Raw genomic sequence first — 21,662 nt, 5'->3', positions numbered from 1 at the left:
CGCTGCCGCACCAGCGCCGCGGAACCGCCGCTATTCCAGTCCCAGATAGGCCTTGCGGATTTCGGGCCGCTGCATGAGGTCGTGGGCAGGCCCCTGCATCACGATACGACCCTCTTCCAGCACATAGGCCCGACGGGCGACGTCCATGGCCATGCTGACATTCTGCTCGACCAGCAGCACCGAGAGGCCATCGGCATTGATACGCCGGATCGCCTCGAACATGTCCATAACGATGGCGGGAGCCAGGCCCAGCGACGGCTCATCGAGCAGCAGCAGCTTCGGCCGCGCCATCAGGGCGCGCCCGATCGCCACCATCTGCTGCTGGCCGCCCGACAGCGAGCCAGCCGGCATCGACAGCTTCTGCCGCACAGCGGGAAACAGCTCGCAGACCTGCTCAAGCGTTTCGCGTCGGCGGGCCTTGGCGGCGGCCAGATAGCTGCCCAGCTCCAGATTCTCCAGCACCGTCATCTCGGTGAACAGGCGGCGGCTTTCCGGCACGATGGCGATCCCGACATCGCAGAATTTATGCGGCGCAAGATGCGTCACATCGATGCCGTGAAAATCGATACTGCCGCCAGTGGCACGGCGCAGTCCTGCGATGGCGTTGATCAGCGTGGTCTTGCCCGCGCCATTGGGGCCAACGACGCAGACGAGCTCGCCGGTATCGACCCGGATGCTGACATCCCACAGCGCTGGAGCCGCACCATAGGCAACCTGAAGATTGCGCACCTCAAGCATGGGCTTTACCCAGATAGGCGGCCCTGACCGCCTCTTCGTTCATTACGACCGTCGCATCGCCCTGAGCGATCAGCGCACCGTGATTCAGCACGATGATCCGGTCGGTCAACGCCATCACGGCCCGCATCACATGCTCGACGAACACGATGGTGGTGCCCCGGTCGCGGATACGCTGGATCATCTCGATGGCTTCGTTGATTTCGCTTGGCGTCAGGCCAGACAATACCTCATCCAACAGCAGCAGCTTCGGCCGCGCCGCCAGTGCCCTCGCCAGTTCGAGAAACTTGCGTTGATGCAGGTTGAGGTCGTCTGGCAGCGCATGGGCACGATGCGACAGGCCGGCGAAAGCGATGAAGGCCTCGGCTTCTCGCGTCGCTTCGGCCCGACTCATGCCCTGGCCGCCGAACATGCCCACCATGGCGACATTCTCCAGTACCGTCATGTGGCCGAACGGCCTCGGAATCTGGTAGGTGCGGGCAATACCGGCCTGAGCGAAGCGGTGCGCGTCCAGCCCAGCGAGACTCTGGCCTTCAAACAGGATTTCGCCAGCCGAGGGCTTATAGTGGCCGCTTACCACGTTGATGAAAGTGGACTTGCCGGAGCCGTTCGGCCCGATCAGGCCCAGGATCTCGCCCTTGTAGACATCGAAGGTCACGTCATTTAGCGCCTTGACGCCACTGAAAGCCTTCGACAGACCTCGAACCTGCAGCAGCGGCTCGCGCTCGATCTGGCGTCTGGTGGGGAGCCGCGTCACCGGCGCAGTCTCGGGATGGATAGATCCGACTTTTGCCGCCGCTTCGGCTGCCTCGCGCTGGCGCCGATTATGCCGCCAACCAGATATCAGGCCCAGTACGCCAGCAGGCATGAACAGGATAACGACCACCAGGATGAAACCGACGGCGGCGCGGCCGAGCACGGCTGTTTCGCCTGAAGTGAAGAAATACAGCAGGCAGGTAATCATTACCGCGCCGACGGCAGGCCCTATCCAGTGACGGCTGCCGCCCAGGATGCTCATCAGCACCACACTGAGCGGTACGTTGATCGAGAAGGTCTCGGACACCGTGACATAGGAAACGAAGACGGCATGAATGCCGCCGGCCAGGCCGGCCAGGCCACAGGATATGGCCAGCGCGTAGAGTTTGAAGCGATAGGTCGGCACACCCATCACCTCGGCGACATCTTCATCGTCATGGATTGCAAACAGCCCGGTGCCAAACTTGGAGGCATAGATCCAGTAGGAAACAAACACGGCAAGAATCGTGGCAGCGAGTCCCATCATGTAGATGGAGGCCGATTGCGACGGCCCCAGTCTGGGTATGTCGACGCCCATAAGGTAGATGCCCGGGCCGCCATCGACCGGCGTGTTGAGGATGATCGTGGCGAGCACGAAAGTGATGGCCAGGGTCAGCAGCGCGAATAGTTCGCCGCGGACGCGAGCCACGCGGAACACCACCGCGCCAAGCGCGACGCCCAAAGCGGCGGCTATCAATACCGCCGCCGGAAGGGTGGCCAGGAATGGCCAGCCGATGGTGCCGGCCAGATAGGCCGTGGCATAAATGCCCGCCCCGAAGAATGCGCCGTGGCCGAAAGAGAAATAGCCGGTATAGCCCGACAGGATGTTCCACGACACCGCCAGCACGATCCAGTGGAACAGCAGATAGAAAAAGGATTCGTAGAATGCTGGTACGCCAAGCCAGGGCAGGCTGGCCAGGGCGACCCCGGTTCCCAGGATTGCGAAAGCAACGGTGCGGTTCACGGTCTTATGCCTTGCCAGGACGGAATAGCAGCATGAGTATCAGGAGGGAGAAGGAAACGATGGGCGCCCAGGAAGGCGAGAACAGCACCATCGCAACCGCTTCGCTGACACCGATGATGATGCCGGCGACCAGCGGGCCAAGCGGGCTGCCCAGGCCGCCCAGCATGACGGCAGCGAACACGACCCCCACCCAGGAGAATATCTGCGTCGGAGTCAGGGTGAAGGTCAGCGCGAAACATACGCCGGCCACGGAGGCTAGCGCCACGCAGGCACCTGCGAGCAGCAGCGACAGCAGACGCTGATTGATGCCGAAGGCGGCCGCAATCGGTCCATCCTCCGCCATTGCCCGCATCGCCTTTCCCAGATCGGTAAACCGCATGGCGGCCCAGAAAGTGACGGCGAAGAATACCGCCAGCAGCAGGGTGATCAGCTCAGGTACCGGCACGAACAGGCCGCCGATGGTGAACTTCTCTTCGCCGTAGCTGGATTGCAGTTTCCGGAAATCAGCCGTCCAGATGTACTGAATCAGGCTTTCGATCATCACCGTCAGGCCAAACGTGACCAGCAGGGAATTGAACGGCGATATATGGAATCGCGACAATATCCACTGCATGGCCATCCCGATGCCGAAGAAGGCAGGCGGCAGCACAAGCAGCATCAACAGCGGGTCGACGCCCCAGACGGTCGCCAAGTGATAGCTGATATAGGCCGAAAGAAAGACGAAACCGAAATGCGCCAGGTTGATCTGCCGCAACAACCCCCATGACAGCCCCAAGCCCAAACCTATCAGCCCATACATACCGCCAATGAAGAAACCCGACAGGATGGATTGCGACAGCAGGTTCAGGCTTGGGAGAGTCATGCCTACGCTCTTGTCTTACTGCAGCTTCAAGGTTGCGCCGGGAGCGGCCCAGTCCTTGGGCCACACCGTGACCCAGTTGCCGTTTTGCACCTGCTTGATGCGCATCAGGTCGTCTCCGAAATTGTTGCCGCGGTCGAAACGCAGCACGCCCTGTATGGTCTGCACCTGGTTGGCCTTGAGCCAATCGGCCAACTTGCGGTCGTCCAGGCTTTTGGTTGCGGTTACCGCGGCCTCCAGCAGTTGCCAGGCGGTAAACGACGCGGCGGCCTGGACTTCGACCTTGGTGTAGGGGAAGCCTGCTGCCTTGGCACGCTCGTTGTAAGTGGCGACAAACTTTGCAGCCACCGGATTGTTTGTGTAAGGCGCATGCTCTTCAAAAATGGTGACGGACAGAGCATTCTTGCCCTCTGGAGCCGTCGCCATCGGACCGGGAGCCGGATAGAGATGGAAGTGAACCGGCGGTTCGTAATCGATCTTCTTCATCGCCTCGAGCAGCATGTTGCCCTCCAGGCCGATATCGCCGATGAACACCATATCAGGCTTGGCATCCTTCACACGCGCGGCAATCGGACCGAAATCGCGGTTGCCGAATTCCCATTCCAGGAAAAGAACCTCCTGCAGGCCGCGCTTTTTCGCTACCTCGCGTGCCCCCAGCGACATGAAATGCACTGACGGGAATTTCGAGGTAACGACGGCGATGGTCTTGGGTGGTTTGGGTGAAGCGGCCAAGGCATCGAACAGCGTATTCGGCACCGTGGTACCAGGCTCGGGACCAAGCGACCAGGCCGGGAAATGCATGTCGTATTTCGCCAGCGACGGAATGCCGAAAGTGTGGTGAATCAGCATTTTATTGTAACGCTGCGCCACGCCCATGGCCGAAAGGATGGCGCCGGTGGCGTAGGGCCCCATCAGCAGATCGACCTTGTCCGCGGTGACGAGCTGTTCGTAGAGGGTACGGGCTACTTCCGGCTTTGACTGGTCGTCCTTGACGATCCACTCCACCTGCCGGCCAAGCAGACCGCCGCGCTTGTTGAGGTCTTCGACGTAAATGTCGCCGACCAGCTTGTGCACCAGGGCCGTGGCAGAGAGCGGACCGGTGAGGGCCAGCGTGCTGCCTATGCGGATGGGGCCGGATTGCTGCGACAGCGCCGGGCTCGAGATCAGACCGAGGCCGGCAGCCGCCATCGCCGCCAGGACGGCGATGCGCTTTATGCTTTTCATATGTTTCCTCCCTAGGCTGTTTCCAGTGAACGCGTCACTCGTTCTTGACGGTGTTGCGCAGAACGCCCACCTTTTCGACCTCCACTTCAACCACGTCGCCGTCTTTCATGAACACGGGCGGCTTGCGGGCGAAACCTACGCCGGCCGGGGTACCCGAAATGATCACGTCGCCCGGCTGCAGGGCGAAGATTTCCGAGCAGGTGCTAACCAGGGTCGGCACATCGAAGATCATGTCCCGCGTGTTGGCATCCTGCATCACCTGGCCATTCAGCCTGGCCTTGATCTGCAGGCCGACGGCGCCAGCCGGCAGTTCGTCGGCCGTCACCAGTTCAGGCCCGAAGGATGCCGAGGCGTCGAAATTCTTGCCGATCATCCACTGGTGCGACTTGAACTGGTAATCGCGGATCGAGCCGTCATTGAACAGTGAATAGCCGACGACATGATCGAGCGCCCTGTCCTTCGGAATGTAGCGGCCGGCCTTGCCGATGATGACCGCCAGTTCGGCCTCGTAGTCGAACTGGTCCGAGACCTTCGGCTTGATCAGCGGCTGGTTATGCGCGACCCATGAGGATGGGAAACGGTGGAACAGGACGGGATATTTCGGCGCGTCCTTGTAGGGACTCTCGGCAGCATGGTCGATGTAGTTCAGACCGACCGCGATCGCCTTCGAGGGGTTGAGCACCGGCGGCAGAAGCGTTGCCTGCGCAAACGGCATGGTTCCGGCGCCTTTCGCAGCCACGTCTTTGGCCTTGCGCAGGCCATCCGCCCCCATTGCCAGCAAGGCGTCAATGCTGTCGGGCAGTCCGGCCGATGTCAGGTCGATGATGACATCGTCGCGACGTACACCGAGAGAACGGTGGCCACCCTTCATGTAGTTCAACAAGCGCATGGAGAAACGGTCCTTTTACGGTTTGGGCGATCTCAGCCCGCCCTGCGGGCGGCGGTTTCATGGTTGGTGACGAAGTCTTCTGGCGCGGTCGGGCCCCACAGATAGAAGGAATCCTCCGGCGGATGGTCCTGGGCCGGCCAGTCGGTATCAACGCCGACAAAATCAATGTCGTAGGAATACTCGGTGAAGCTGCCCCAGGGATCGCGCTGGTAATAGAAATAGTTCGATCCCAGCACATGGCGGCCGACGCCCCAGCCGTATTTGTAGCCCTTGTTCAGCATCTGCTCCATGCCGAGGCCGACCTCGTCGATGCCGCGAACCACCCAACTGGTGTGATGCAGGCCCGGTCCGTCCGATTTGGCGAAGGCAAGGAGATGATGGTCGCTGGAATGCACGCCATGCATGAAGGCAATGCCATCTCCAGACTGATCCGACAGCCGCATCCCGAGGGCTTCCTTGTAGAATCTCAACGAGCGCGGCACATCCGAGCAGAACAGCAAGGCATGGGTGAGACGAACCGGCCTCACCGGCTGCATTGCACGGCGGTTGATGCCGATGTCGATACCGATGGGATTTTTCATGTTGAGCGGACCGAATACCTCGCCCTTTTCGTTGGGCGATGATTTTTCGGCTACAACGATCTGCAGCGTGATGCCATCGGGATCGCGCAACCAGAAGCCCTGCTCGTCCACCAGCGGATGCGGGTCGATGGCCTTGACGCCGAGCTTGTCGAGATGGCGGCGCAGCGGTTCATAATCCTCGGCATAAACGCCGAGGGCCAGGTATTCGAGCTGCTTGGGCTTGCCGCTCTCGTAGATCGACCCCCAGCGATGCGGATGCCCGAAGGTGTACAGATCCAGGCGCTGGCCAACCTGCCGGACATCCAAGCCGAAATCGGTGAAATAGGTTTTGGCGACGCCCAGGTCAGGCACACTGAACACGAATCGGTCGAGGGAATGGATCGCGGTCACGCCGGACCGCTTCGGGTCGGTCATCTCAGGTTTCCTCCGCATTGGCCCCGATCCGGCCAATGGCCTTGTCAGGGTCCGATCTTTTTTGTATTTTTGTCTTACACATAGATTTAACCTCTAGCAATATATTTTTCGCATGAAAATAATCCACAGCCCCGCTCCCCCCGCCCCGGAGCCGGTTCCGCCGGAAACCAGCGGCGTCACCAAGTCCCACCGCGCTTACGCCCAGATCCGCGCCGACATCCTGGCCTGCCGCCTGATGCCAGGCACGAAACTGAACATCGCCGCCCTGGCCGGCGAACTTGACGTCAGCCTCGGCGCGGTGCGCGAGGCGCTGTCGATGCTGCAATCCGAGGCCCTGGTGGTGTCGGAACCCCAGCGCGGCTACACGGTCAGCCCGGTTTCGCCCAAGGAGCTGGCCGATATCACCGAGGCGCGCATCGCCATCGAAAGTCTGTGCCTGCGCACTTCGATCGAACGCGGCGATCTGGCCTGGGAAAGCCGGCTGGTGGCGGCTTGGCACCGGCTGTCGCGGCTGAGCCAGTCGGAAGCCGGCAAGGAAGAACATCTGAGCGAGGTGTGGTCGAAGGCGCATGCCGAATTCCATGCCGAACTGGTCGGCGCCTGCGGCAACGACTGGTTGCTGCGCATGCGGGCGATGCTGTACGAGCAGAGCGAGCGCTACCGCCGCATGTCGGTGCCGCTGCAGACCGAAACACGCGACGTGCCTGCCGAGCACAAGGCCATCTTCGACGCGGTGATGGACCGCGACATCGAGCGCGCGGTAACCGCGCTGGAAAGCCACTTGCGCAAAACTGCCACCATTGTGCGCGCCTCCGTAGCTCTCTGATTCGAACCGAGCGACAGACCATGACCCGCATCGCACACGACGCCCTAAAGCAGCTTTTCCTTGATGCCCGCACCCAGAATGGCTGGCTCGACAAACCGGTTTCCGACGACCTGCTTCGTGAAGTCTACGACATCCTGAAAATGGGGCCGACTTCGATGAACACCCAGCCGATGCGGCTGCTGTTCCTGCGCAGCAAGCAGGCCAAGCAGCGCCTGGCCCCCGCCCTGTCGCCGGCCAATCTGGACAAGACCATGGCCGCCCCGGTTACGGCGATCGTGGCGCGTGACATCCAATTCTACGAATACATGCCTGATATTTGGCACAAGCCTGAAGCCCGCGAGATGTTTGCCGGCAATGCACCAATGGCGCAGGCCACGGCCCAGCGCAATGCCACGCTGCAAGGCGCCTATCTGATCATCGCGGCACGCGCGGTCGGGCTGGATTGTGGCCCGATGAGCGGCTTCGATGCTGCCAAGGTGAATGCAGAATTCTTTCCCGATGGTCGCTGCCAGGTCGATTTCCTGTGCAATCTTGGCTATGGCGATCCGTCAAAGCTCTTCGGCCGCCAGCCGCGCCATCCCTTCGAGCGCGTCTGCCAGCTTTTATAATATCGCTCAGCTATTCCTGCGCTGCCCGCGCAGGGTAGGCAGACCAATGCCGGTCGAGTCGAACCCGCCATCTACGCACAGCACCTGCCCCGTGATGTAGCCAGCCTGCTCGCTGCACAGGAAATGAACTGCGTTGGCCAACTCGGATTCCAGTCCGTAGCGGTTGAGGGGAATATGGTCGTGATAGTCGGCACGGATTTCCGGCGTATGCACAGCCTTGGCCATGGCGGTATCGACCGGGCCGGGCGCCACGGCATTGACTCGGATACCATACTCACCCAGCTCGGCTGCCTGCTGCTTGGTCAGGTGAGCCAGCCCCGCCTTGCTGGTGCCGTAGGCGACGCGCAGCGTCGAGGCGCGTAACCCCGAGATCGAGGTTATGTTGACGATAGCGCCACCACCCTGGTCGCGCATCAGCGGTGCCACGGCCTGTGTCATCAGGAAGGGACCGGTCAGGTTCACCGCCATCACGCGCTGCCAGTCCTCCAGCGTCACCTCAAGGATCGGCTTGAAGACGGCGATGCCGGCATTGTTGACCAGCGCATCAATCCGGCCGAAGCGGGCCTGTGTCTTGCGCACTGCCGCCGCCACTTGCACTGCGTCGGAAACGTCGGCCGTCAGTGGCAGGACGCGCTCGGGCTGACTCAAGGCCTCGGCGGCGGCATGCACCGTATCGCCAAGGATATCGAGCATGGCGACATTCCAGCCCTGATCGAGGAATTTGGCCGCCGCCGCCAGACCCAGCCCCCGCGCTGCACCGGTTATCAGAACCGCGCTATCCCTGCTGCCATTCATTGTATGTTTCGCTCCCGTCGCCGCCGATTCTTGTTATGGCGGCAAGACTAGCCTGTCTGACAGGCAGCGGACCAGAGCCGGGCGGGAGCCAACGGAACTGGCATAGTCAGGCCGCAATAGTTTCGTTCTGCAGGCAGCGCATCCAATGATCTGCGGATATGTCCTGCACAGCCGGCAGCGACTGCAGACAGGCGGGAACCGCATGGCGGCAGCGCGGCGCGAAAGCGCAGCCTAGCTGCAGATCGGCAAGATCCGGCGGGGCTCCGGGAATGGCGTCCAGCCGGGCGGCCGTCATGGCACCATGGGCGCGCGAGGCCAGCAGGCCCTGGGTATAGGGGTGGCGCGGATTGCGGATGATTTCGCGAACCGGCCCCGTCTCCACGATGCGACCGGCATACATTACGGCCACGCGGTCGGCCACTTCCACTGCCACGCCGATATCATGGGTGACCAGGATTACGGTAAGGCCCAGTTCGCGCTGCAATTCGCGCAGCAGCAGCAGTATCTGGATCTGCACGGTAGCATCCAGCGCCGTGGTCGGCTCGTCGGCCAGCAGGATCTGCGGATTACAGGCCAGCGCCAGTGCGATCATCGCGCGCTGGCGCATGCCACCCGACATCTCATGCGGAAAGGCCTGCAAGCGACGTTCGGGCGACGGTATCCGGACTCTCTGCAGCAGGGCGAGAGCCCGCGCCTGCGCCTGGGTGGGGGAAACCTTCTCATGCCGTCGGATCGTCTCAACGATCTGCGCCCCCACGGTATAGACCGGGTCGAGCGCTAGCAGCGGCTCCTGGAAAATCATCGATACGGACTTGCCGCGGAAATCTGCCAGTGCCCGGCCAGACAATGCCATCACATCCTGGCCAGCAGCCATGATGCGACCTTCTATTCTGGTACGCTTTTCCGGGTGCAGACGCAGCAGGGACCGCAGCGTGACACTCTTGCCCGACCCTGACTCGCCGAGCAGCGCCAGAACCTCACCCCGCTGTACCGACAGTGAGACGCCATTGACGGCATGCACTGGTTTTCGTCCACCGGTGAAGGTAACCGTCAGGTCGCGCAATTCGATCATCGGCGCGGAATCCTGCATCAGGCCACCTCCAACGCCGGCATGGCAGACGGATGACCGGAGCCGGCCTGGCGCATGAGGCAGGCCACTCTCTGCCCAGCATCGGTATCGGCCAAGGCCGGTTCAAGCCGACCGCATAGTGGCGCGGCATGGGCGCAGCGCGTGTGGAAGCGGCAACCAGACGGCGGATCGATCGGGTTGGGCGGGTCGCCGTATAGCGGCGCCGTCTCCGTGCGCGCATCCGGATCCATCGCCGGCATGGAATTGAGCAATGCCGCAGTATACGGGTGACCCGGATTGTCGAAGACCTGATCGGCAGAGCCGATCTCAGCCACCCTGCCGAGATACATTACCATGACGCGATCAGAGATGAACCGCACCACATTGAGGTCGTGGGAGATGAATATATAGGTGAGCCCGAAGGCCTCTTTGAGATCAAGCAACAGGTTGAGCACCTGCGCCTCGACCGATTTGTCAAGCGCGGACACGGCCTCGTCCAGGATCACCAGGCGCGGTTCAAGCGCCAGTGCGCGGGCGATGTTGATCCGCTGGCGCTGGCCACCGGAGAGTTCATGCGGATAGCGCCCCGCAAAGCGATGTGGCTCCAGACCGACGCGAGCGAGCAGATCATGGGCCCGGCCAAGCGCCTCGCGTTTCGGCACGCCATGCACGCGCGGCGCAAAGGCGATCGATTCCTCTATGGTAAGGCGCGGGTTGAGCGAGGCATAACTATCCTGGAAGACCATTTGCACCTGGCGGCGGTAATCGCCCAGCGCAAGGTCGCGTCCAACGCTTTCGCCGTCGAAAACAATTCCGCCATGATCGGGTGGAATCAGATGCATCAACAGCCGCGCGGTGGTGGATTTGCCACAGCCCGACTCCCCGACGATCCCCAGGGTTTCGCCTTTCAACAGGTCGAAATCCACGCCATCGACGGCGCGCACTACGCTCTTGCCGCGACCGAGCAGACCCTTGCTGACAGGGAAATGCTTGACCAGTCCATTCACCGACAGCAACGGTTGACGCGGTCCACCGCGGTCGCGTGGATCATGCAAGGCATCATGCAGCGAAGCGTTCATGCCCCCTCTCAGGTCCGCACATCCATGGCCGTACGCAGGCCATCGGAGAACAGGTTGAAGGAAATCGAGGTGATGAAGATCATCATGCCTGGCAATGCCGCAACCAGAGGATTGACATAGATCGCCGTGCGCAGGGTGTTCAGCATAAGGCCCCATTCCGGCTCAGGCGGGCGCACGCCGAGACCCAGAAAACTGAGACCGGACGCCAGGATCATCGAAACCGAGATCAGGCTGGTGGAATATACGAAGATAGGGCTGAGTACATTGCCCAGCACATGCACCCGCACGATCGTGAAGCCACCGGCGCCGCTGGCGCGTGCCGCCTCGACATAATCGCGGTTGCGTATCTGCGTGGTCACGCTTTCCGCAACGCGGGTGATCGGCGGGATGAACACGATGGTCAGGGAGACCAGCGCATTGGTCAGACCCGCGCCCAGGGCACCCGACAACGCTACCGCCAACAGAACAGAGGGGAAGGCGTAAAACACATCAATCGTGCGCATAATCGCCGTATTGAGTGCACCACCGACATACCCGGCGAATATGCCCAGCGCAGAACCTATAGCGAATGCCATCAAAACAGGCGTGACGCCCATGAACAGGGAGAGCCGCGCGCCGAAAATCAGGCGTGACAGCATATCGCGCCCCAGTTCGTCGGCCCCCAACGGAAAACCCGGCGTGCCAACCGGGCGCAGACGACGCAACATCGAGCCCTTGATTGGATCGGCCGGCGCCAGATACGGCGCAAATATTGCCATCAAAACGAGTCCAACGATGATAGCCAATGCCACCATGGCAACGGGGTCGCGGCCAAGGCGACGCGCCACACCACGCCAGTAGCCCTCCGAAACCTGGATCGGCACCACCGTTGCTGCCTTGCTGTCCATGATTCCCACTGCCATGGATCAGCTCCGCTGAATGCGTGGATCGAGCGCCGTCTGAAGCACATCGACCATAAGATTGAGCATCACGAAGAACATGGCCAGCACAAGAATGGTTCCCTGCAGCAGCGGCAGGTCGCGCTGGAAAATCGCGGCATTCAGCAGGAAGCCCGTCCCCGGCCATGCAAACACCGTCTCGATCAGGATCGAACCGCCAAGCAGATAGCCAAGCTGCAGGCCCATTACCGCCAGGGCCGTAGGCGCGGTATTTTTCACCACATGGGCGAAAATGCCGCGATCGGTCATGCCCTTTGCGGCCAAGGCCTGAACGAAGTCCTGCGAAAGTATCTCAGCCACCAGGGCCCGGATCGTGCGCGCGATCACTCCCATTGGAATCACCGACATGGTGATGGCGGGCAGGATCAGATGGCGGATATGCGCCCAGTCCCAGGCCCAGTCGGCCGACCCACCCGGACCGGCTCCTGTTGACGGCAACCAGTTAAACTGCACGGAAAAAATGATTACCAACACCATGCCGAGCCAGTAGTGAGGCACGCTCACGCCCAGAACCGACAGGGCCGATGCAATACGGTCTATCGCGGAACCCCGATAATAGCCGGCTATGAAGCCGAACAGGCAGCCGAAAAAGAAGCCGATCATCGTGGCCATGGCGGCCAGGATCAGCGTATTGCCGACCGCACGGGAAACTTCGGTCAGCACGGCACGGCCGCTGGCGATCGACGTACCCAGATCGCCGGTCAGTACTTTGCCGAGCCAGATCACGTACTGCACCGGCAACGGCTTGTCGAAGCCGTAGATCGCCCGCATCTGGGCCTGCAATTCAGCCGAAGCATCGACCGGCAATACCGCTGTCAGAGGATCGCCGGGGGTCAGATGCACCAGCAGGAAACAAACGATGCTGACGCCGAAGGCGACAGGCAGCACATAGAGCAGGCGCTTGAGAGCGTAGAGCAGCATGATGGGCCTGACTGATAAAATGGCCGACCCTGCTCACCAGGGTCGGCCGGCTTCACGCTTACTTGGCCATCGTGATCGGCGAGAAATCCTGGAACCAGTTCTGCGCCTGGACAAAGCCTTTCACCTTGGCCGTCATCGCACGCGGATTGACGTCATGCGTGATCATCAGGAACAAGGCATCGTCGACATACTTTTCGTGGATCTTCTGCATCACCTTGGTCTGAGCCGATGCATCAAAAGTGGTGCGCACCTCGTCGAACAGCTTGTCCATCTCCGGGTCGCAGTAATGCCCCCAATTTGTACCGGCCGGCGGCGCCAGATTGCACTGCAGATGGCGAACCACCCCGGTGAATGGGTCCTGGATGAAGTAGCTGTAGTTCATCGCCGTACCGCCACGCGAACTTTCATGCTTGGAGCCGGCACGCCAGATATTGATCAGGGTATTCCATTCCACGACTTCGAAGTCGACCTGCAGGCCGATTTCCGCCAGGCTCTGCTGGACGAACTCGTTCATCGGCAAAGGCAGCATCTGGCCAGAACCCGACGGCGAGATCAGCACTTTCGTCTTCAGCGGCTTGTCAGGACCGTAACCAGCTTCCTTCATCAGTTTTTTGGCTTCGGCCGGATCGTATTTCACCTTGAAACCGGGGTTGCCGAACCACTGGTGACCGGGCGGGAAAAAGCCGGTTGCCGGAATCATCATGCCGCTCAGCAACTCCTTCATGCCTTCACGGTCAACCGCCAGATTCGCCGCTTTCCGCACCCGGATGTCGTTCCAGGGCGAACCCTCGGCACGCGAGAGATGCCAAGTCCAGTTATGCGGATAGGCATTGGTGACTATGGTGAAGCCGCTATTTTTGAGGGAGGAAATGGTGTCGGGCGCCGGGGCCTCAATCCAATCCACCTGCCCCGAACGCAGCGCGGCGACGCGGGCATTGGGTTCAGGCAACGGCATCAGAACCATCTTGTCCAGCTTTGGTACCCGAGCCTTGTCCCAGTAGTCGGGATTCGGCACCAGCTCCGCCCGTTCGCGTGGCACGAAGGCCGCCAGCTTCCAAGGGCCCGTCCCCGAGGGCGTCTTGGCGAATTCATCCCAACTCTTCAACTTTTCCCACTGTGCCTTGGAGGAAAACATGATCCAGGCCAACTGATAAGGCAGCGTAGCGTCGGGCGATTTGGTGATGATCTCCAGCGTGTATTTGTCCACCGCCTTATAGCTGGCAACGGCGGGTATGCGCGAGCGGCCCTGAGCCGACTGACGCGGATCGAATTGTGGTGCGTCCTTGTTCAGCAGCTTCTCGAAATTCCATACTGCCACCTCGGCAGTCCATTCGCTGCCGTCATGGAATTTGACCCCTTCGCGCAGATTGAATGTCCACTTGGTCTTGTCGGCCGCATCCACGCCCCAGCTTTTCGCCAGGCCAGGCGTCAGGTCGGATGGCTTGTCGGCTTTGCTGAGGTCCCAGTTGATCAGGGAATCGTAGACCGTATAACCCATGAAGCGCATGCCCTCGCCGCCATTGTCGGTCTGGCCGGTGGTCAAGGGGATGTCAGATGCCGTCATGCCGATGCGCAAGGTGCCCTGGGCCAGCGCAGTTCCGGCACTGACGCTGAAGGCGGCGGCAGTCAACAGCGAAAGCAATTTCGGAGATATCGTCTTGGAGGCCATGGCTTCACCCTGTTTTTGACGTTGCGGCAGACAACGCAAGGTCCATGCCAGATGCTAAGTGCGTGGATTCAATGTGAACGAATGATCTGTTTGCGGCATCTGCCTGCTGTGAGGCAGTTCTGCCTGAGTTTTATGCACTCCCTTCGCGATGCTGCGAATCGACTGTCTGCCGGTGCCCGGATTGCATATGACGGCGGAATCGATCAGTAAGATGGGAAGTCAATCGGGGGGTCGGATGCATCTTCTGCTGCTCAACGCCAATACCAGCGTCGCAATGACCGAGCGTTTGGTGACCGCTGCGCGCGGCATTGCACGCCCCGGCACCCGGATCAGCGGCGCGACCGGGCGCTTCGGTGCCGAGGTGATCGCCAGCCGCAGCGCCTATGCCATTGCCGGTCACGCCGCGCTTGATGCCTATGCCGAGCATGGCGGCGCTGCGGATGCCGTGGTGCTGGCGTGTTTTGGCGATCCGGGCCTGCAGGCCCTGCAGGAGGTGGCTGACGTGCCAGTGATCGGCATGGCCGAGGCCGGCTGCCGCCGTGCCGCACAGATGGCGCTGCGGTTTTCCATCGTTACCGGTGGCGCGGCCTGGAAACCGATGCTGCGCGAATATGCGGACATGATCGGGATCGGCCCACAGCTTGCCAGCGTGCGCACGCTGGCAAGCAATGGCGGCCAGATCGCAGCCGACCCGGCTGGCGCCGAAGCCGGCATCCTTGCCGCCTGTCAGGCCGCAATCAAGGAAGACGGCGCCGAACTGGTGGTCCTCGGCGGGGCTGGCATGGTCGGCATGGTGGAACGTGTTGCCAGTCGCCTGCCCGTACCGGTGATCGACGGTCTGACGCCGGCCATCCAGTCTGCGGAAGCCGCCTTCGATGCGCGTGGGGGCATCAAGACCAATGCCAGACCATTGGCGATGACGACCGCCGGCCTGTCGCCTGCCCTCACCGATCTACTGGCTCGTGAGCTTTAGTCCGGCCTGCGTTCGTACAGCCGCGTGGCCGCTTCGTAAGCACCCGCCAGACGATACAGCATTTCTTCGTCGAAGGGCTTTCCGATCAGTTGGAAGCCGACCGGCAGCCCCCCGCGCACGAAGCCGGCCGGCACGGTCAATCCCGGCAGGCCGAGATAATTGATCGGCCGGGTCAGCCGGGTAAGCGTGGCGATCACTTTGGCGGCTTCCGGTTTGCCCGCAACGTCGGTTTCATCAATAGTGGGCGCCGGCCGGTCGGCCACAGGCGCGAAGACCGCATCGGCACCATTCATCGCCGCGAGGAAGCCCGCAACCGCTTCGCTGCGCCAGCGCTGGGCGTCGATGTAATCCACGGCGCTGAGGGCCAGCCCGTTTTCAAGCCTCGCCCGCACCTGGTCGCTATAGAGATTGGGCCGTGTGCGCAACCAGTTGCCGTGCAGCGCCGCTGCTTCGGCCGAGACCAGCACATTGGCTGCCGCTGTCACCGCGTCCATGTCCGGTGGCGTCATCTCCACGATCTTTACGCCAAGTCTGGCAAAAACCTTTAAGGCCTGCTCCAGGCATTCTCCGCTGGGCTTATTCAGCCGGTCCCAGAAATAGCGGCGCGGCACCGCCAGCTTGAGACCGCGCACCGCCCCCGAACGTGCGGCGGCAACATAGCGTCCCACTGGCCGGCTGCTGGCAGTGGGATCGCGCGGGTCCGCACCTGCCAGCAGCTCCAGCAGAAGCGCATTGTCCTCGACCCGCGTGGTCATCGGCCCAACGGTATCGAGCGAATAGCTGAGCGGCATGGCGGCCGCCCTGCTGACGCGGCCCCAGGTCGGCTTCATGCCGACCAGGCCACAGTAATGCGACGGCTGGCGGATGGAACCGCCAGTATCCGACCCCAATGCGCCAAACACCATGCGCGCCGCCACCGCTGCCGCCGAACCGCTGGACGATCCGCCAGTGATGCGATCGGTGTTCCAAGGGTTGCGGGCGTGGCCGTAGTGATAATTGTGGCCAGTAGGCCCGAAAGCGAACTCGGCCATGTTGAGACGACCAAGGTCAACAGCACCGGCTTCATCCAGCCGTTGCAGTGCGGTGGCCGTTTCCTCGGCCTTCCAATGCCGCCGGATCGCCGATCCGCAACTCGTTTCGCGTCCAGCGCGATAATACATGTCCTTGTGTGCCAGCGGCACGCCGGCCAGTCGCCCCAGCCTTGCACCGCGCTTGCGCGCGCGGTCTATCGCCTTTGCTGCCTTCAATGCTGCCTCGGCCTCCAGGACGATGAAGGCATTCACACGCGGCTGCCATTCGGCAATGCGGACAAGGCAGGCCTCGGTCAGTGACTGCGACGTCGCTCGGCCCGACGCAATCGCGCGCGCCGCGTCGGCCAGGCCCAGCGTGGTCGGATCCATTACCTTGCTCATCGCCGCATCGCTTTCTTCTTTGCCGTTTCCGCAGCCGGAAAGAGGCCCGGTTCGCGTTCAAAAGCGAGCTTGCGGGCCACGGCGCGAAAAGCGGCCACGCCCGGCCCGAGGGTCGAACTGACCGTTTCAGGACGGCCGGGGCGCAGGACGACGCCGGCCTCGGCAAACATGGCCGCGACCAACGGCGGCGGCAGGGCGGTTTTCGGCGGTTTCATGGCGGCGGCTCGGCTCCCTTGCGCTCGACGATCAGGCCATAATGCTGCGGCATGCGATGGACCGCAAAGTTGAAAGTTGTGTTTTTGTAGCTGGCACAGGCATCGAGGTCGCAGCAGGCCACGGCCAGTTCATCGCCGTCGCCGCGCGTCGCCGCCACGGTGACGCCTGACGGGGCAATGATCTGGCTGCCGCCGATCATCGGTACGCCTTCCTCGCTGCCAGCCTTGGCGACACCCACCACCCAGCAGCCATTCTGGTAGGCACCGGCCTGCATCACCAGCTGGTTATGGAACAGGGACAGGTCGTCGTGATCTGGGGCCGGTGGATTGTGCACCGGCGTGTTGTAGCCCAGCATAATCATTTCAACACCCTGCAGGCCCATGACGCGATAGGTCTCGGACCAGCGGCGATCGTTGCAGATTGCCATGCCGAGGATGCCGTTGAATGCGCGCCAAACCCTGAAACCCGTGTCGCTGGGGTCGAAATAGCGCTTTTCAAGATGTTGGAAGCGCCGGCTGGGTTCGTGTTCGCGATGCCCCGGGAGATGCACCTTGCGATACTTTCCGACGATCAGCCCATCCCCATCGACCAGAATCGAGGTATTGAAATGCCTTCCCTCGGGCGTCAGTTCGGCATAGCCGAGATAGAATCCAAGACCAAGCCGTCGAGCTTCGTCGAATAGCGGCTGCGTTTCCGGCCCAGGCATGCTGCGCTCGAAGAAACTGTCGATTTCCGCCTGATCGGTCATGTACCAGCGCGGAAAGAACGTGGTGAGCGCCAGCTCGGGAAACACTACCAGATCGCAACCCATACGCTTCGATTCGCGCAGATGCGCAATCAACCGCTCGACCACGCGGGAACGGCTGTCGTTGCGGGCGATTGGGCCAAGCTGGGCCGCGGCAACGGTGATCAATCTGGCCATCGCGATTTCCTCAGGCAGCCTGCGCCACCGTCGCCGCCGGGCGGCCGACGATGCGCTCGTATAGCTCGGGATCCGTGGCGCCTTCGGTACCGAACACCAGCAGGCGGGACTGCCCGTTCAGGCCAAGTTTTGCCGCCATTGCCGGATCGGCCAGGGCAGCCAACGCGCCGGCCAGGCCTGCAACGGCGGATTCCCCGGCCACCACCGGCGGATCGCCGCGGCGCGGCGTCGCCAGTTGCCGCATCATCGCCATGGCAAGATCGTCGCTGATGGCCATGAAGGCATTGGCACCGTGCTGCAGGATCGGCCAGGCGATTTCAGATACTTCTCCGCAGGCGAGACCGGCCATCATGGTATCCAGATCGCCTTGCACCGTAACGCGATGCCCGGCTTCGGCGCTGCGGCGCAGGCAATCGGCTCGATCGGGTTCGACCACAACGAAGACGGGGCGGTCTCTACCCAGCATCTCCCAGTAATAGGCCAGCACCGCCGCGGCCAGACCGCCAACACCGCCCTGCACGAAAACATGGGTCGGGGGCTGTGCCATCTGCGACAGAGTCTCGGCCACCATCACGGAATAGCCCTGCATCACGTCGCGCGGCACATCTAGGTATCCCGCGTAGGAGGTATCGGAAACCACGAAGCGGCCCAGCCGCTCCGCGTCGGCCTGGGCCTGACGGACGGAGTCGTCGTAGTTGCCCGGCAGACGCACCACATCGGCGCCATAGGCGGCAATAGCGGCCCGCCGCCCCTCCGAAACCAGGGCATGGATGTAGATGACACAGCTGCAGCCGAACAGCGACGCGCCCCAGGCCACCGAACGGCCATGATTGCCATCGGTGGCACAGGTTACCGTGATGTCGCGCACAAGGGTGGCATAACGGCCCGAAAGCAGGTCGGCGCTGGTGATCTGGCCGGAGGGCCGCCCTGTCTTTGCGGCGATCTGCCTTTGCAGGAGACGAAACACGGCATAGGCGCCGCCGAGCGCCTTGAAGCTGCCAAGGCCAAACCGGCTGCCCTCGTCCTTGTAATGGATACCTGCCAGGCCATGGGCGGCGGCCAGCGCCGGCAAAGCACGTAGCGGCGTGACCGCATAACCCGGCCAGTTCGTTATCTCGGCTGTCGCCTGCCGTTGTGCCGCGTGAGACTGGATAGGTTTCAGATCGTCGGGATAAGCGACGGCATGGGCGGCAAAGCGGTTCAGGGTCAACAGCACGGACATGACTCTCTCGACTGATTTACGTGACAGCCAAGCAAAATGCTTGCCAAAGATAAGGCCCGCCCCGATTGGCAGCCGGAGCAGTGCTGCTTAATCGCCATGCAAATCGTGACCGACAACCGTCAATCTCTCAGGCGTTTCCAACGGCACCAGATACTCGTCGCTGTCATCACCCATCGCCCACATGATAATGGCAAACCGTCCTTGCCGGTCCAACGCTACCATAGGGTGGTGCCAGGTGCCTGCAGCGTAAACCACCGCCTGATCCGGGCCCGCGATGAAGCTGACGGCCTGCATGACATCTGGCCGCCCCGAACCATCGTCGGGACAGACGGTGACGAGATAGCGGGAAACATCCAGCGGCACGAAGGCCTGAGCGGAATAGGCATGGCGTTCGAACAGCCGCAACCGCAATGGCATGACGCCAAAATCTACGCCAGTGAACGAGAGATCGAGCCGCGCCGCCGGCCGACGGTTCTCGATCAGGTCGCCATAATACCATCGTCCGGCACAATCGGGCACGGCCAGCACATGGCCAAAAGGCGCAAAGGCTTCGGCCGCCAGGCGGCGTGCAACGATACGATGATCAGCCAATGCCTGCGTCACGCTGCCTGCTTCAGCATGGCGCGCAGCAATACATTGCAACCGGCGGCGAGGTCTTCCGGCAGCGCGGATTCCACCTCGTTGTGACTGACACCATCGGCGCAGGGTACGAAGACCATGGCCGCCGGCGCCACCCGGTTGATATAACCGGCATCGTGACCAGCGCCCGAAACAATGTCCCGATAGGCATAGCCGGACTCTTCGGCCGACTGCCGCACGGCAGCGATACAGTCCTTGTCATAGTGGATCGCCGGAGAATTCCAGATCTCCTTGCATTCATAGGCCAGTCCTAGCGCACCGCAGATTTCCGCACAGGCCTCGTGCAATGCCGAGGCCATCTTCGTAAGCTCATCATCCTGTGGATGCCGCAGGTCGACCGTGAAGAAAACCGTGCCCGGAATCGTATTGCGAGAATTGGGACTCACCTGCACCAGGCCAACAGTGGAAACGCCGGGCTTATGATCCATCGCAATCTGGTATATGCGCTCGACGATACGCGCGCAGCCCAGCATGGCATCCTTGCGACGCGGCATCGGCGTTGTGCCGGCATGACTTTCCATGCCGGTGACGGTGACCTCGAACCAGCGCATGCCCTGGATTCCCTGCACAACGCCAATGGTCTTTTTCTCTGCCTCCAGGATCGGCCCCTGTTCGATATGGGCCTCGAAGAAGGCTTTGAACCTGCGCCCCCCCACCGGCTGATCGCCGAAATAGCCGATGCGCTTCAACTCCTCGCCGATGGTCTTGCCATCGAGATCGCTGCGGCTGTGGCCGTATTCCTCAGTGAACACACCGGCAAACACCCCCGAAGCCACCATCGCCGGAGCAAAGCGCGAGCCCTCCTCGTTGGTCCAAACCGAAACCTCGATGGGCGCCTCGGTTTCGAAGTTGTAATCGTTTAAGGTCCGTATCACTTCCAGGCCGGCCAGCACGCCATATACGCCATCGAATTTGCCGCCGGTTGGCTGTGTGTCCAGATGGCTGCCCGTCACAACGGGCGGCAGGCTGTTATTGCGCCCCGGGCGCCGGGCGAAGATGTTCCCCATGCGATCGACGCTGATACTGCAGCCGGCCTCCCGGCACCAGCGCACGAACAGATCCCGGCCCTGCTTGTCGAGATCGGTGAGAGCCAGACGGGCGCAGCCCCCCTTGGGGGTAGCGCCGATCCTGGCCATTTCCATCAGGCTTTCCCAGAGGCGGTCCTGATTGATCCTGATGTTATGCTCGTTCGCCATTGGCATGCTCCTGCAATCCATCCGGTCTGGGATTCCGGGGTGACTGCCGAGCCTAGGATTGTCGCTATCGTCCGGTCAAGCTGGCGGCCGGCGACATATCTGCATCAACGTTATGCACATGCCTGCACACTAGGCAGGCATTAAGGTCATGACGAGGCGACCGGCATGGCTACGCTGAGATCGTTCCATACCATTTGATCGACCAGCAGGCCGCCACGCACCGTGAACCGGTCGATGAAGCGGATGCCTGAGAAAGGCGCTCCATCCGGCCATTCACCCTTCAGCGTGCCATGACAATAGACCACTGCATGATCCATTCCGGGCACGGTATCGAAACGTTCATAGTCCTTGCCGATCCAGCGATAGCGCGGCTTCGCCCATTCGACCAGGTCTTCCAGCTGCGTGAATCGCGCGCCGCCCGGAAAAACCATGGTAAAGCCGGCCGCCAGCATCGCCTTGGCGGCGGCGATATCGCGGCGCTCCATCGCTGCGAGGTAATCGCGTACGATATGCTCCGGAGCCGGCGGCGGGGCTTTGGGTGATTTGCGCTGGTTGCCGCGCCGATAATTGCTGGCCTTCACTTCGTCAACCACAGCAGTGATGCCATCCGGCACCGCGTCCAGAACCGTTCGCGTCACTGCGCTGTAGCCTTCGAGCAGGCGGTCGCGCACCGCTTCGTCATAGCCTTCGATCAGGGTTACGCGGATCACCGGCAT

Annotated in this window: 22 protein-coding genes; 3 read left to right on the top strand and 19 right to left on the bottom strand. The window is 61.9% G+C overall.

Annotated features, from left to right (window positions below):
* Positions 1 to 30: 30 nt before the first annotated feature.
* Genes ACK4FK_RS07530 through ACK4FK_RS07505 form a run of 6 tightly spaced genes read right to left on the bottom strand, consistent with a single transcriptional unit; the run spans position 31 to position 6,461 of the window.
* Positions 31 to 738 carry an ABC transporter ATP-binding protein gene (locus ACK4FK_RS07530; protein ID WP_409743348.1) on the bottom strand — a complete coding sequence of 236 codons (708 nt, stop codon included), beginning with the start codon at positions 736 to 738 and terminating at the stop codon, positions 31 to 33.
* Positions 731 to 2,494 (bottom strand): branched-chain amino acid ABC transporter ATP-binding protein/permease, encoded by a 1,764-nt coding sequence (locus tag ACK4FK_RS07525; protein WP_409743345.1) that lies wholly within the window; start codon positions 2,492 to 2,494, stop codon positions 731 to 733. Before ACK4FK_RS07525 ends, ACK4FK_RS07530 begins: the two co-directional genes overlap by 8 nt.
* Positions 2,495 to 2,498: 4 nt before the next feature.
* Positions 2,499 to 3,356 (bottom strand): branched-chain amino acid ABC transporter permease, encoded by an 858-nt coding sequence (locus tag ACK4FK_RS07520; protein ID WP_409743342.1) that lies wholly within the window; start codon positions 3,354 to 3,356, stop codon positions 2,499 to 2,501.
* A 15-nt stretch (positions 3,357 to 3,371) separates the two neighbouring features.
* Positions 3,372 to 4,577, bottom strand: coding sequence for an amino acid ABC transporter substrate-binding protein (locus tag ACK4FK_RS07515; RefSeq protein WP_409743338.1), 1,206 nt, complete (start codon positions 4,575 to 4,577; stop codon positions 3,372 to 3,374).
* Between the two features lie 34 nt (positions 4,578 to 4,611).
* Positions 4,612 to 5,466: a fumarylacetoacetate hydrolase family protein gene (locus ACK4FK_RS07510; RefSeq protein WP_409743335.1), complete on the bottom strand. Its 855-nt coding sequence runs from the start codon at positions 5,464 to 5,466 to the stop codon at positions 4,612 to 4,614.
* Between the two features lie 32 nt (positions 5,467 to 5,498).
* Positions 5,499 to 6,461: a VOC family protein gene (locus ACK4FK_RS07505; protein WP_409743332.1), complete on the bottom strand. Its 963-nt coding sequence runs from the start codon at positions 6,459 to 6,461 to the stop codon at positions 5,499 to 5,501.
* 112 nt (positions 6,462 to 6,573) lie between these two features.
* On the opposite strand from ACK4FK_RS07505, the gene ACK4FK_RS07500 reads away from it, so the two are divergent.
* Positions 6,574 to 7,287 carry a GntR family transcriptional regulator gene (locus ACK4FK_RS07500; RefSeq protein WP_409743329.1) on the top strand — a complete coding sequence of 238 codons (714 nt, stop codon included), beginning with the start codon at positions 6,574 to 6,576 and terminating at the stop codon, positions 7,285 to 7,287.
* A gap of 20 nt (positions 7,288 to 7,307) precedes the next feature.
* Complete coding sequence (locus ACK4FK_RS07495; RefSeq protein WP_409743326.1) at positions 7,308 to 7,895, top strand: malonic semialdehyde reductase; 588 nt, start codon at positions 7,308 to 7,310, stop codon at positions 7,893 to 7,895.
* Positions 7,896 to 7,901: 6 nt separating this feature from the next.
* On the opposite strand, the gene ACK4FK_RS07490 is transcribed toward ACK4FK_RS07495, so the two are convergent.
* The 6 genes from ACK4FK_RS07490 to ACK4FK_RS07465 all read right to left on the bottom strand — a co-directional run bounded on the left by ACK4FK_RS07490 (position 7,902) and on the right by ACK4FK_RS07465 (position 14,366).
* Positions 7,902 to 8,690, bottom strand: a complete 789-nt coding sequence (locus ACK4FK_RS07490) for an SDR family NAD(P)-dependent oxidoreductase (RefSeq protein WP_409743323.1) — start codon at positions 8,688 to 8,690, stop codon at positions 7,902 to 7,904.
* A gap of 106 nt (positions 8,691 to 8,796) precedes the next feature.
* A complete protein-coding gene (locus ACK4FK_RS07485; protein ID WP_409743320.1) occupies positions 8,797 to 9,780 on the bottom strand; it encodes an ABC transporter ATP-binding protein in 984 nt (327 codons plus the stop codon).
* A complete protein-coding gene (locus tag ACK4FK_RS07480) occupies positions 9,780 to 10,838 on the bottom strand; it encodes an ABC transporter ATP-binding protein (RefSeq protein ID WP_409743317.1) in 1,059 nt (352 codons plus the stop codon). The genes ACK4FK_RS07485 and ACK4FK_RS07480 overlap by 1 nt, the downstream gene beginning before the upstream one ends.
* Before the next feature lie 8 nt (positions 10,839 to 10,846).
* The gene (locus ACK4FK_RS07475; protein WP_409743315.1) at positions 10,847 to 11,740 is read right to left on the bottom strand and encodes an ABC transporter permease; all 894 of its coding nucleotides are present in this window, start codon (positions 11,738 to 11,740) and stop codon (positions 10,847 to 10,849) included.
* Between the two features lie 3 nt (positions 11,741 to 11,743).
* Positions 11,744 to 12,697: an ABC transporter permease gene (locus ACK4FK_RS07470; RefSeq protein ID WP_409743312.1), complete on the bottom strand. Its 954-nt coding sequence runs from the start codon at positions 12,695 to 12,697 to the stop codon at positions 11,744 to 11,746.
* 58 nt (positions 12,698 to 12,755) lie between these two features.
* Positions 12,756 to 14,366: an ABC transporter substrate-binding protein gene (locus tag ACK4FK_RS07465; RefSeq protein WP_409743309.1), complete on the bottom strand. Its 1,611-nt coding sequence runs from the start codon at positions 14,364 to 14,366 to the stop codon at positions 12,756 to 12,758.
* Between the two features lie 235 nt (positions 14,367 to 14,601).
* Between ACK4FK_RS07465 and ACK4FK_RS07460 the strand changes: the two genes are divergently transcribed.
* On the top strand, positions 14,602 to 15,339 hold the full coding sequence (locus tag ACK4FK_RS07460) for an aspartate/glutamate racemase family protein (RefSeq protein ID WP_409743307.1): 738 nt from the start codon (positions 14,602 to 14,604) through the stop codon (positions 15,337 to 15,339).
* Here ACK4FK_RS07460 and ACK4FK_RS07455 read toward each other — a convergent pair.
* From ACK4FK_RS07455 to ACK4FK_RS07425, 7 genes are all read right to left on the bottom strand, one after another.
* The gene (locus ACK4FK_RS07455) at positions 15,336 to 16,751 is read right to left on the bottom strand and encodes an amidase (protein WP_409743304.1); all 1,416 of its coding nucleotides are present in this window, start codon (positions 16,749 to 16,751) and stop codon (positions 15,336 to 15,338) included. The genes ACK4FK_RS07460 and ACK4FK_RS07455 overlap by 4 nt on opposite strands.
* Positions 16,748 to 16,921: a hypothetical protein gene (locus ACK4FK_RS07450; protein ID WP_409743302.1), complete on the bottom strand. Its 174-nt coding sequence runs from the start codon at positions 16,919 to 16,921 to the stop codon at positions 16,748 to 16,750. Before ACK4FK_RS07450 ends, ACK4FK_RS07455 begins: the two co-directional genes overlap by 4 nt.
* A 41-nt stretch (positions 16,922 to 16,962) precedes the next feature.
* Positions 16,963 to 17,889, bottom strand: coding sequence for an N-carbamoyl-D-amino-acid hydrolase (locus ACK4FK_RS07445; protein ID WP_409743300.1), 927 nt, complete (start codon positions 17,887 to 17,889; stop codon positions 16,963 to 16,965).
* A 10-nt stretch (positions 17,890 to 17,899) separates the two neighbouring features.
* Positions 17,900 to 19,111, bottom strand: coding sequence for a diaminopropionate ammonia-lyase (locus ACK4FK_RS07440; protein ID WP_409743297.1), 1,212 nt, complete (start codon positions 19,109 to 19,111; stop codon positions 17,900 to 17,902).
* Positions 19,112 to 19,198: 87 nt separating this feature from the next.
* Entirely contained in the window at positions 19,199 to 19,714 is a 516-nt protein-coding gene (locus tag ACK4FK_RS07435) for an ureidoglycolate lyase (RefSeq protein ID WP_409743295.1), read from the bottom strand.
* Complete coding sequence (locus tag ACK4FK_RS07430) at positions 19,711 to 20,946, bottom strand: Zn-dependent hydrolase (RefSeq protein WP_409743293.1); 1,236 nt, start codon at positions 20,944 to 20,946, stop codon at positions 19,711 to 19,713. Before ACK4FK_RS07430 ends, ACK4FK_RS07435 begins: the two co-directional genes overlap by 4 nt.
* 146 nt (positions 20,947 to 21,092) lie before the next feature.
* Positions 21,093 to 21,662, bottom strand: coding sequence for a DUF4440 domain-containing protein (locus ACK4FK_RS07425; RefSeq protein ID WP_409743290.1), 570 nt, complete (start codon positions 21,660 to 21,662; stop codon positions 21,093 to 21,095).

It is taken from the genome of Ferrovibrio sp., assembly GCF_046297895.1.
Classification (GTDB): domain Bacteria; phylum Pseudomonadota; class Alphaproteobacteria; order Ferrovibrionales; family Ferrovibrionaceae; genus Ferrovibrio.
The sequence above is the reverse complement of the archived record's forward strand: the minus strand, read 5'-3'. Positions and strand labels throughout refer to the sequence as shown.

Excerpts from the sequence above, each read along its gene's own strand:
- ACK4FK_RS07460 (WP_409743307.1), top strand. The coding sequence starts at position 14,602 with ATGCATCTTCTGCTGCTCAACGCCAATACCAGCGTCGCAATGACCGAG.
- ACK4FK_RS07465 (WP_409743309.1), bottom strand. The coding sequence starts at position 14,366 with ATGGCCTCCAAGACGATATCTCCGAAATTGCTTTCGCTGTTGACTGCC.
- ACK4FK_RS07440 (WP_409743297.1), bottom strand. The coding sequence starts at position 19,111 with ATGTCCGTGCTGTTGACCCTGAACCGCTTTGCCGCCCATGCCGTCGCT.
- ACK4FK_RS07500 (WP_409743329.1), top strand. The coding sequence starts at position 6,574 with ATGAAAATAATCCACAGCCCCGCTCCCCCCGCCCCGGAGCCGGTTCCG.
- ACK4FK_RS07475 (WP_409743315.1), bottom strand. The coding sequence starts at position 11,740 with ATGGCAGTGGGAATCATGGACAGCAAGGCAGCAACGGTGGTGCCGATC.
- ACK4FK_RS07485 (WP_409743320.1), bottom strand. The coding sequence starts at position 9,780 with ATGCAGGATTCCGCGCCGATGATCGAATTGCGCGACCTGACGGTTACC.
- ACK4FK_RS07425 (WP_409743290.1), bottom strand. The coding sequence starts at position 21,662 with ATGCCGGTGATCCGCGTAACCCTGATCGAAGGCTATGACGAAGCGGTG.
- ACK4FK_RS07515 (WP_409743338.1), bottom strand. The coding sequence starts at position 4,577 with ATGAAAAGCATAAAGCGCATCGCCGTCCTGGCGGCGATGGCGGCTGCC.
- ACK4FK_RS07450 (WP_409743302.1), bottom strand. The coding sequence starts at position 16,921 with ATGTTTGCCGAGGCCGGCGTCGTCCTGCGCCCCGGCCGTCCTGAAACG.
- ACK4FK_RS07430 (WP_409743293.1), bottom strand. The coding sequence starts at position 20,946 with ATGGCGAACGAGCATAACATCAGGATCAATCAGGACCGCCTCTGGGAA.
- ACK4FK_RS07530 (WP_409743348.1), bottom strand. The coding sequence starts at position 738 with ATGCTTGAGGTGCGCAATCTTCAGGTTGCCTATGGTGCGGCTCCAGCG.
- ACK4FK_RS07510 (WP_409743335.1), bottom strand. The coding sequence starts at position 5,466 with ATGCGCTTGTTGAACTACATGAAGGGTGGCCACCGTTCTCTCGGTGTA.
- ACK4FK_RS07490 (WP_409743323.1), bottom strand. The coding sequence starts at position 8,690 with ATGAATGGCAGCAGGGATAGCGCGGTTCTGATAACCGGTGCAGCGCGG.
- ACK4FK_RS07480 (WP_409743317.1), bottom strand. The coding sequence starts at position 10,838 with ATGAACGCTTCGCTGCATGATGCCTTGCATGATCCACGCGACCGCGGT.
- ACK4FK_RS07505 (WP_409743332.1), bottom strand. The coding sequence starts at position 6,461 with ATGACCGACCCGAAGCGGTCCGGCGTGACCGCGATCCATTCCCTCGAC.
- ACK4FK_RS07470 (WP_409743312.1), bottom strand. The coding sequence starts at position 12,697 with ATGCTGCTCTACGCTCTCAAGCGCCTGCTCTATGTGCTGCCTGTCGCC.
- ACK4FK_RS07445 (WP_409743300.1), bottom strand. The coding sequence starts at position 17,889 with ATGGCCAGATTGATCACCGTTGCCGCGGCCCAGCTTGGCCCAATCGCC.
- ACK4FK_RS07520 (WP_409743342.1), bottom strand. The coding sequence starts at position 3,356 with ATGACTCTCCCAAGCCTGAACCTGCTGTCGCAATCCATCCTGTCGGGT.
- ACK4FK_RS07455 (WP_409743304.1), bottom strand. The coding sequence starts at position 16,751 with ATGAGCAAGGTAATGGATCCGACCACGCTGGGCCTGGCCGACGCGGCG.
- ACK4FK_RS07495 (WP_409743326.1), top strand. The coding sequence starts at position 7,308 with ATGACCCGCATCGCACACGACGCCCTAAAGCAGCTTTTCCTTGATGCC.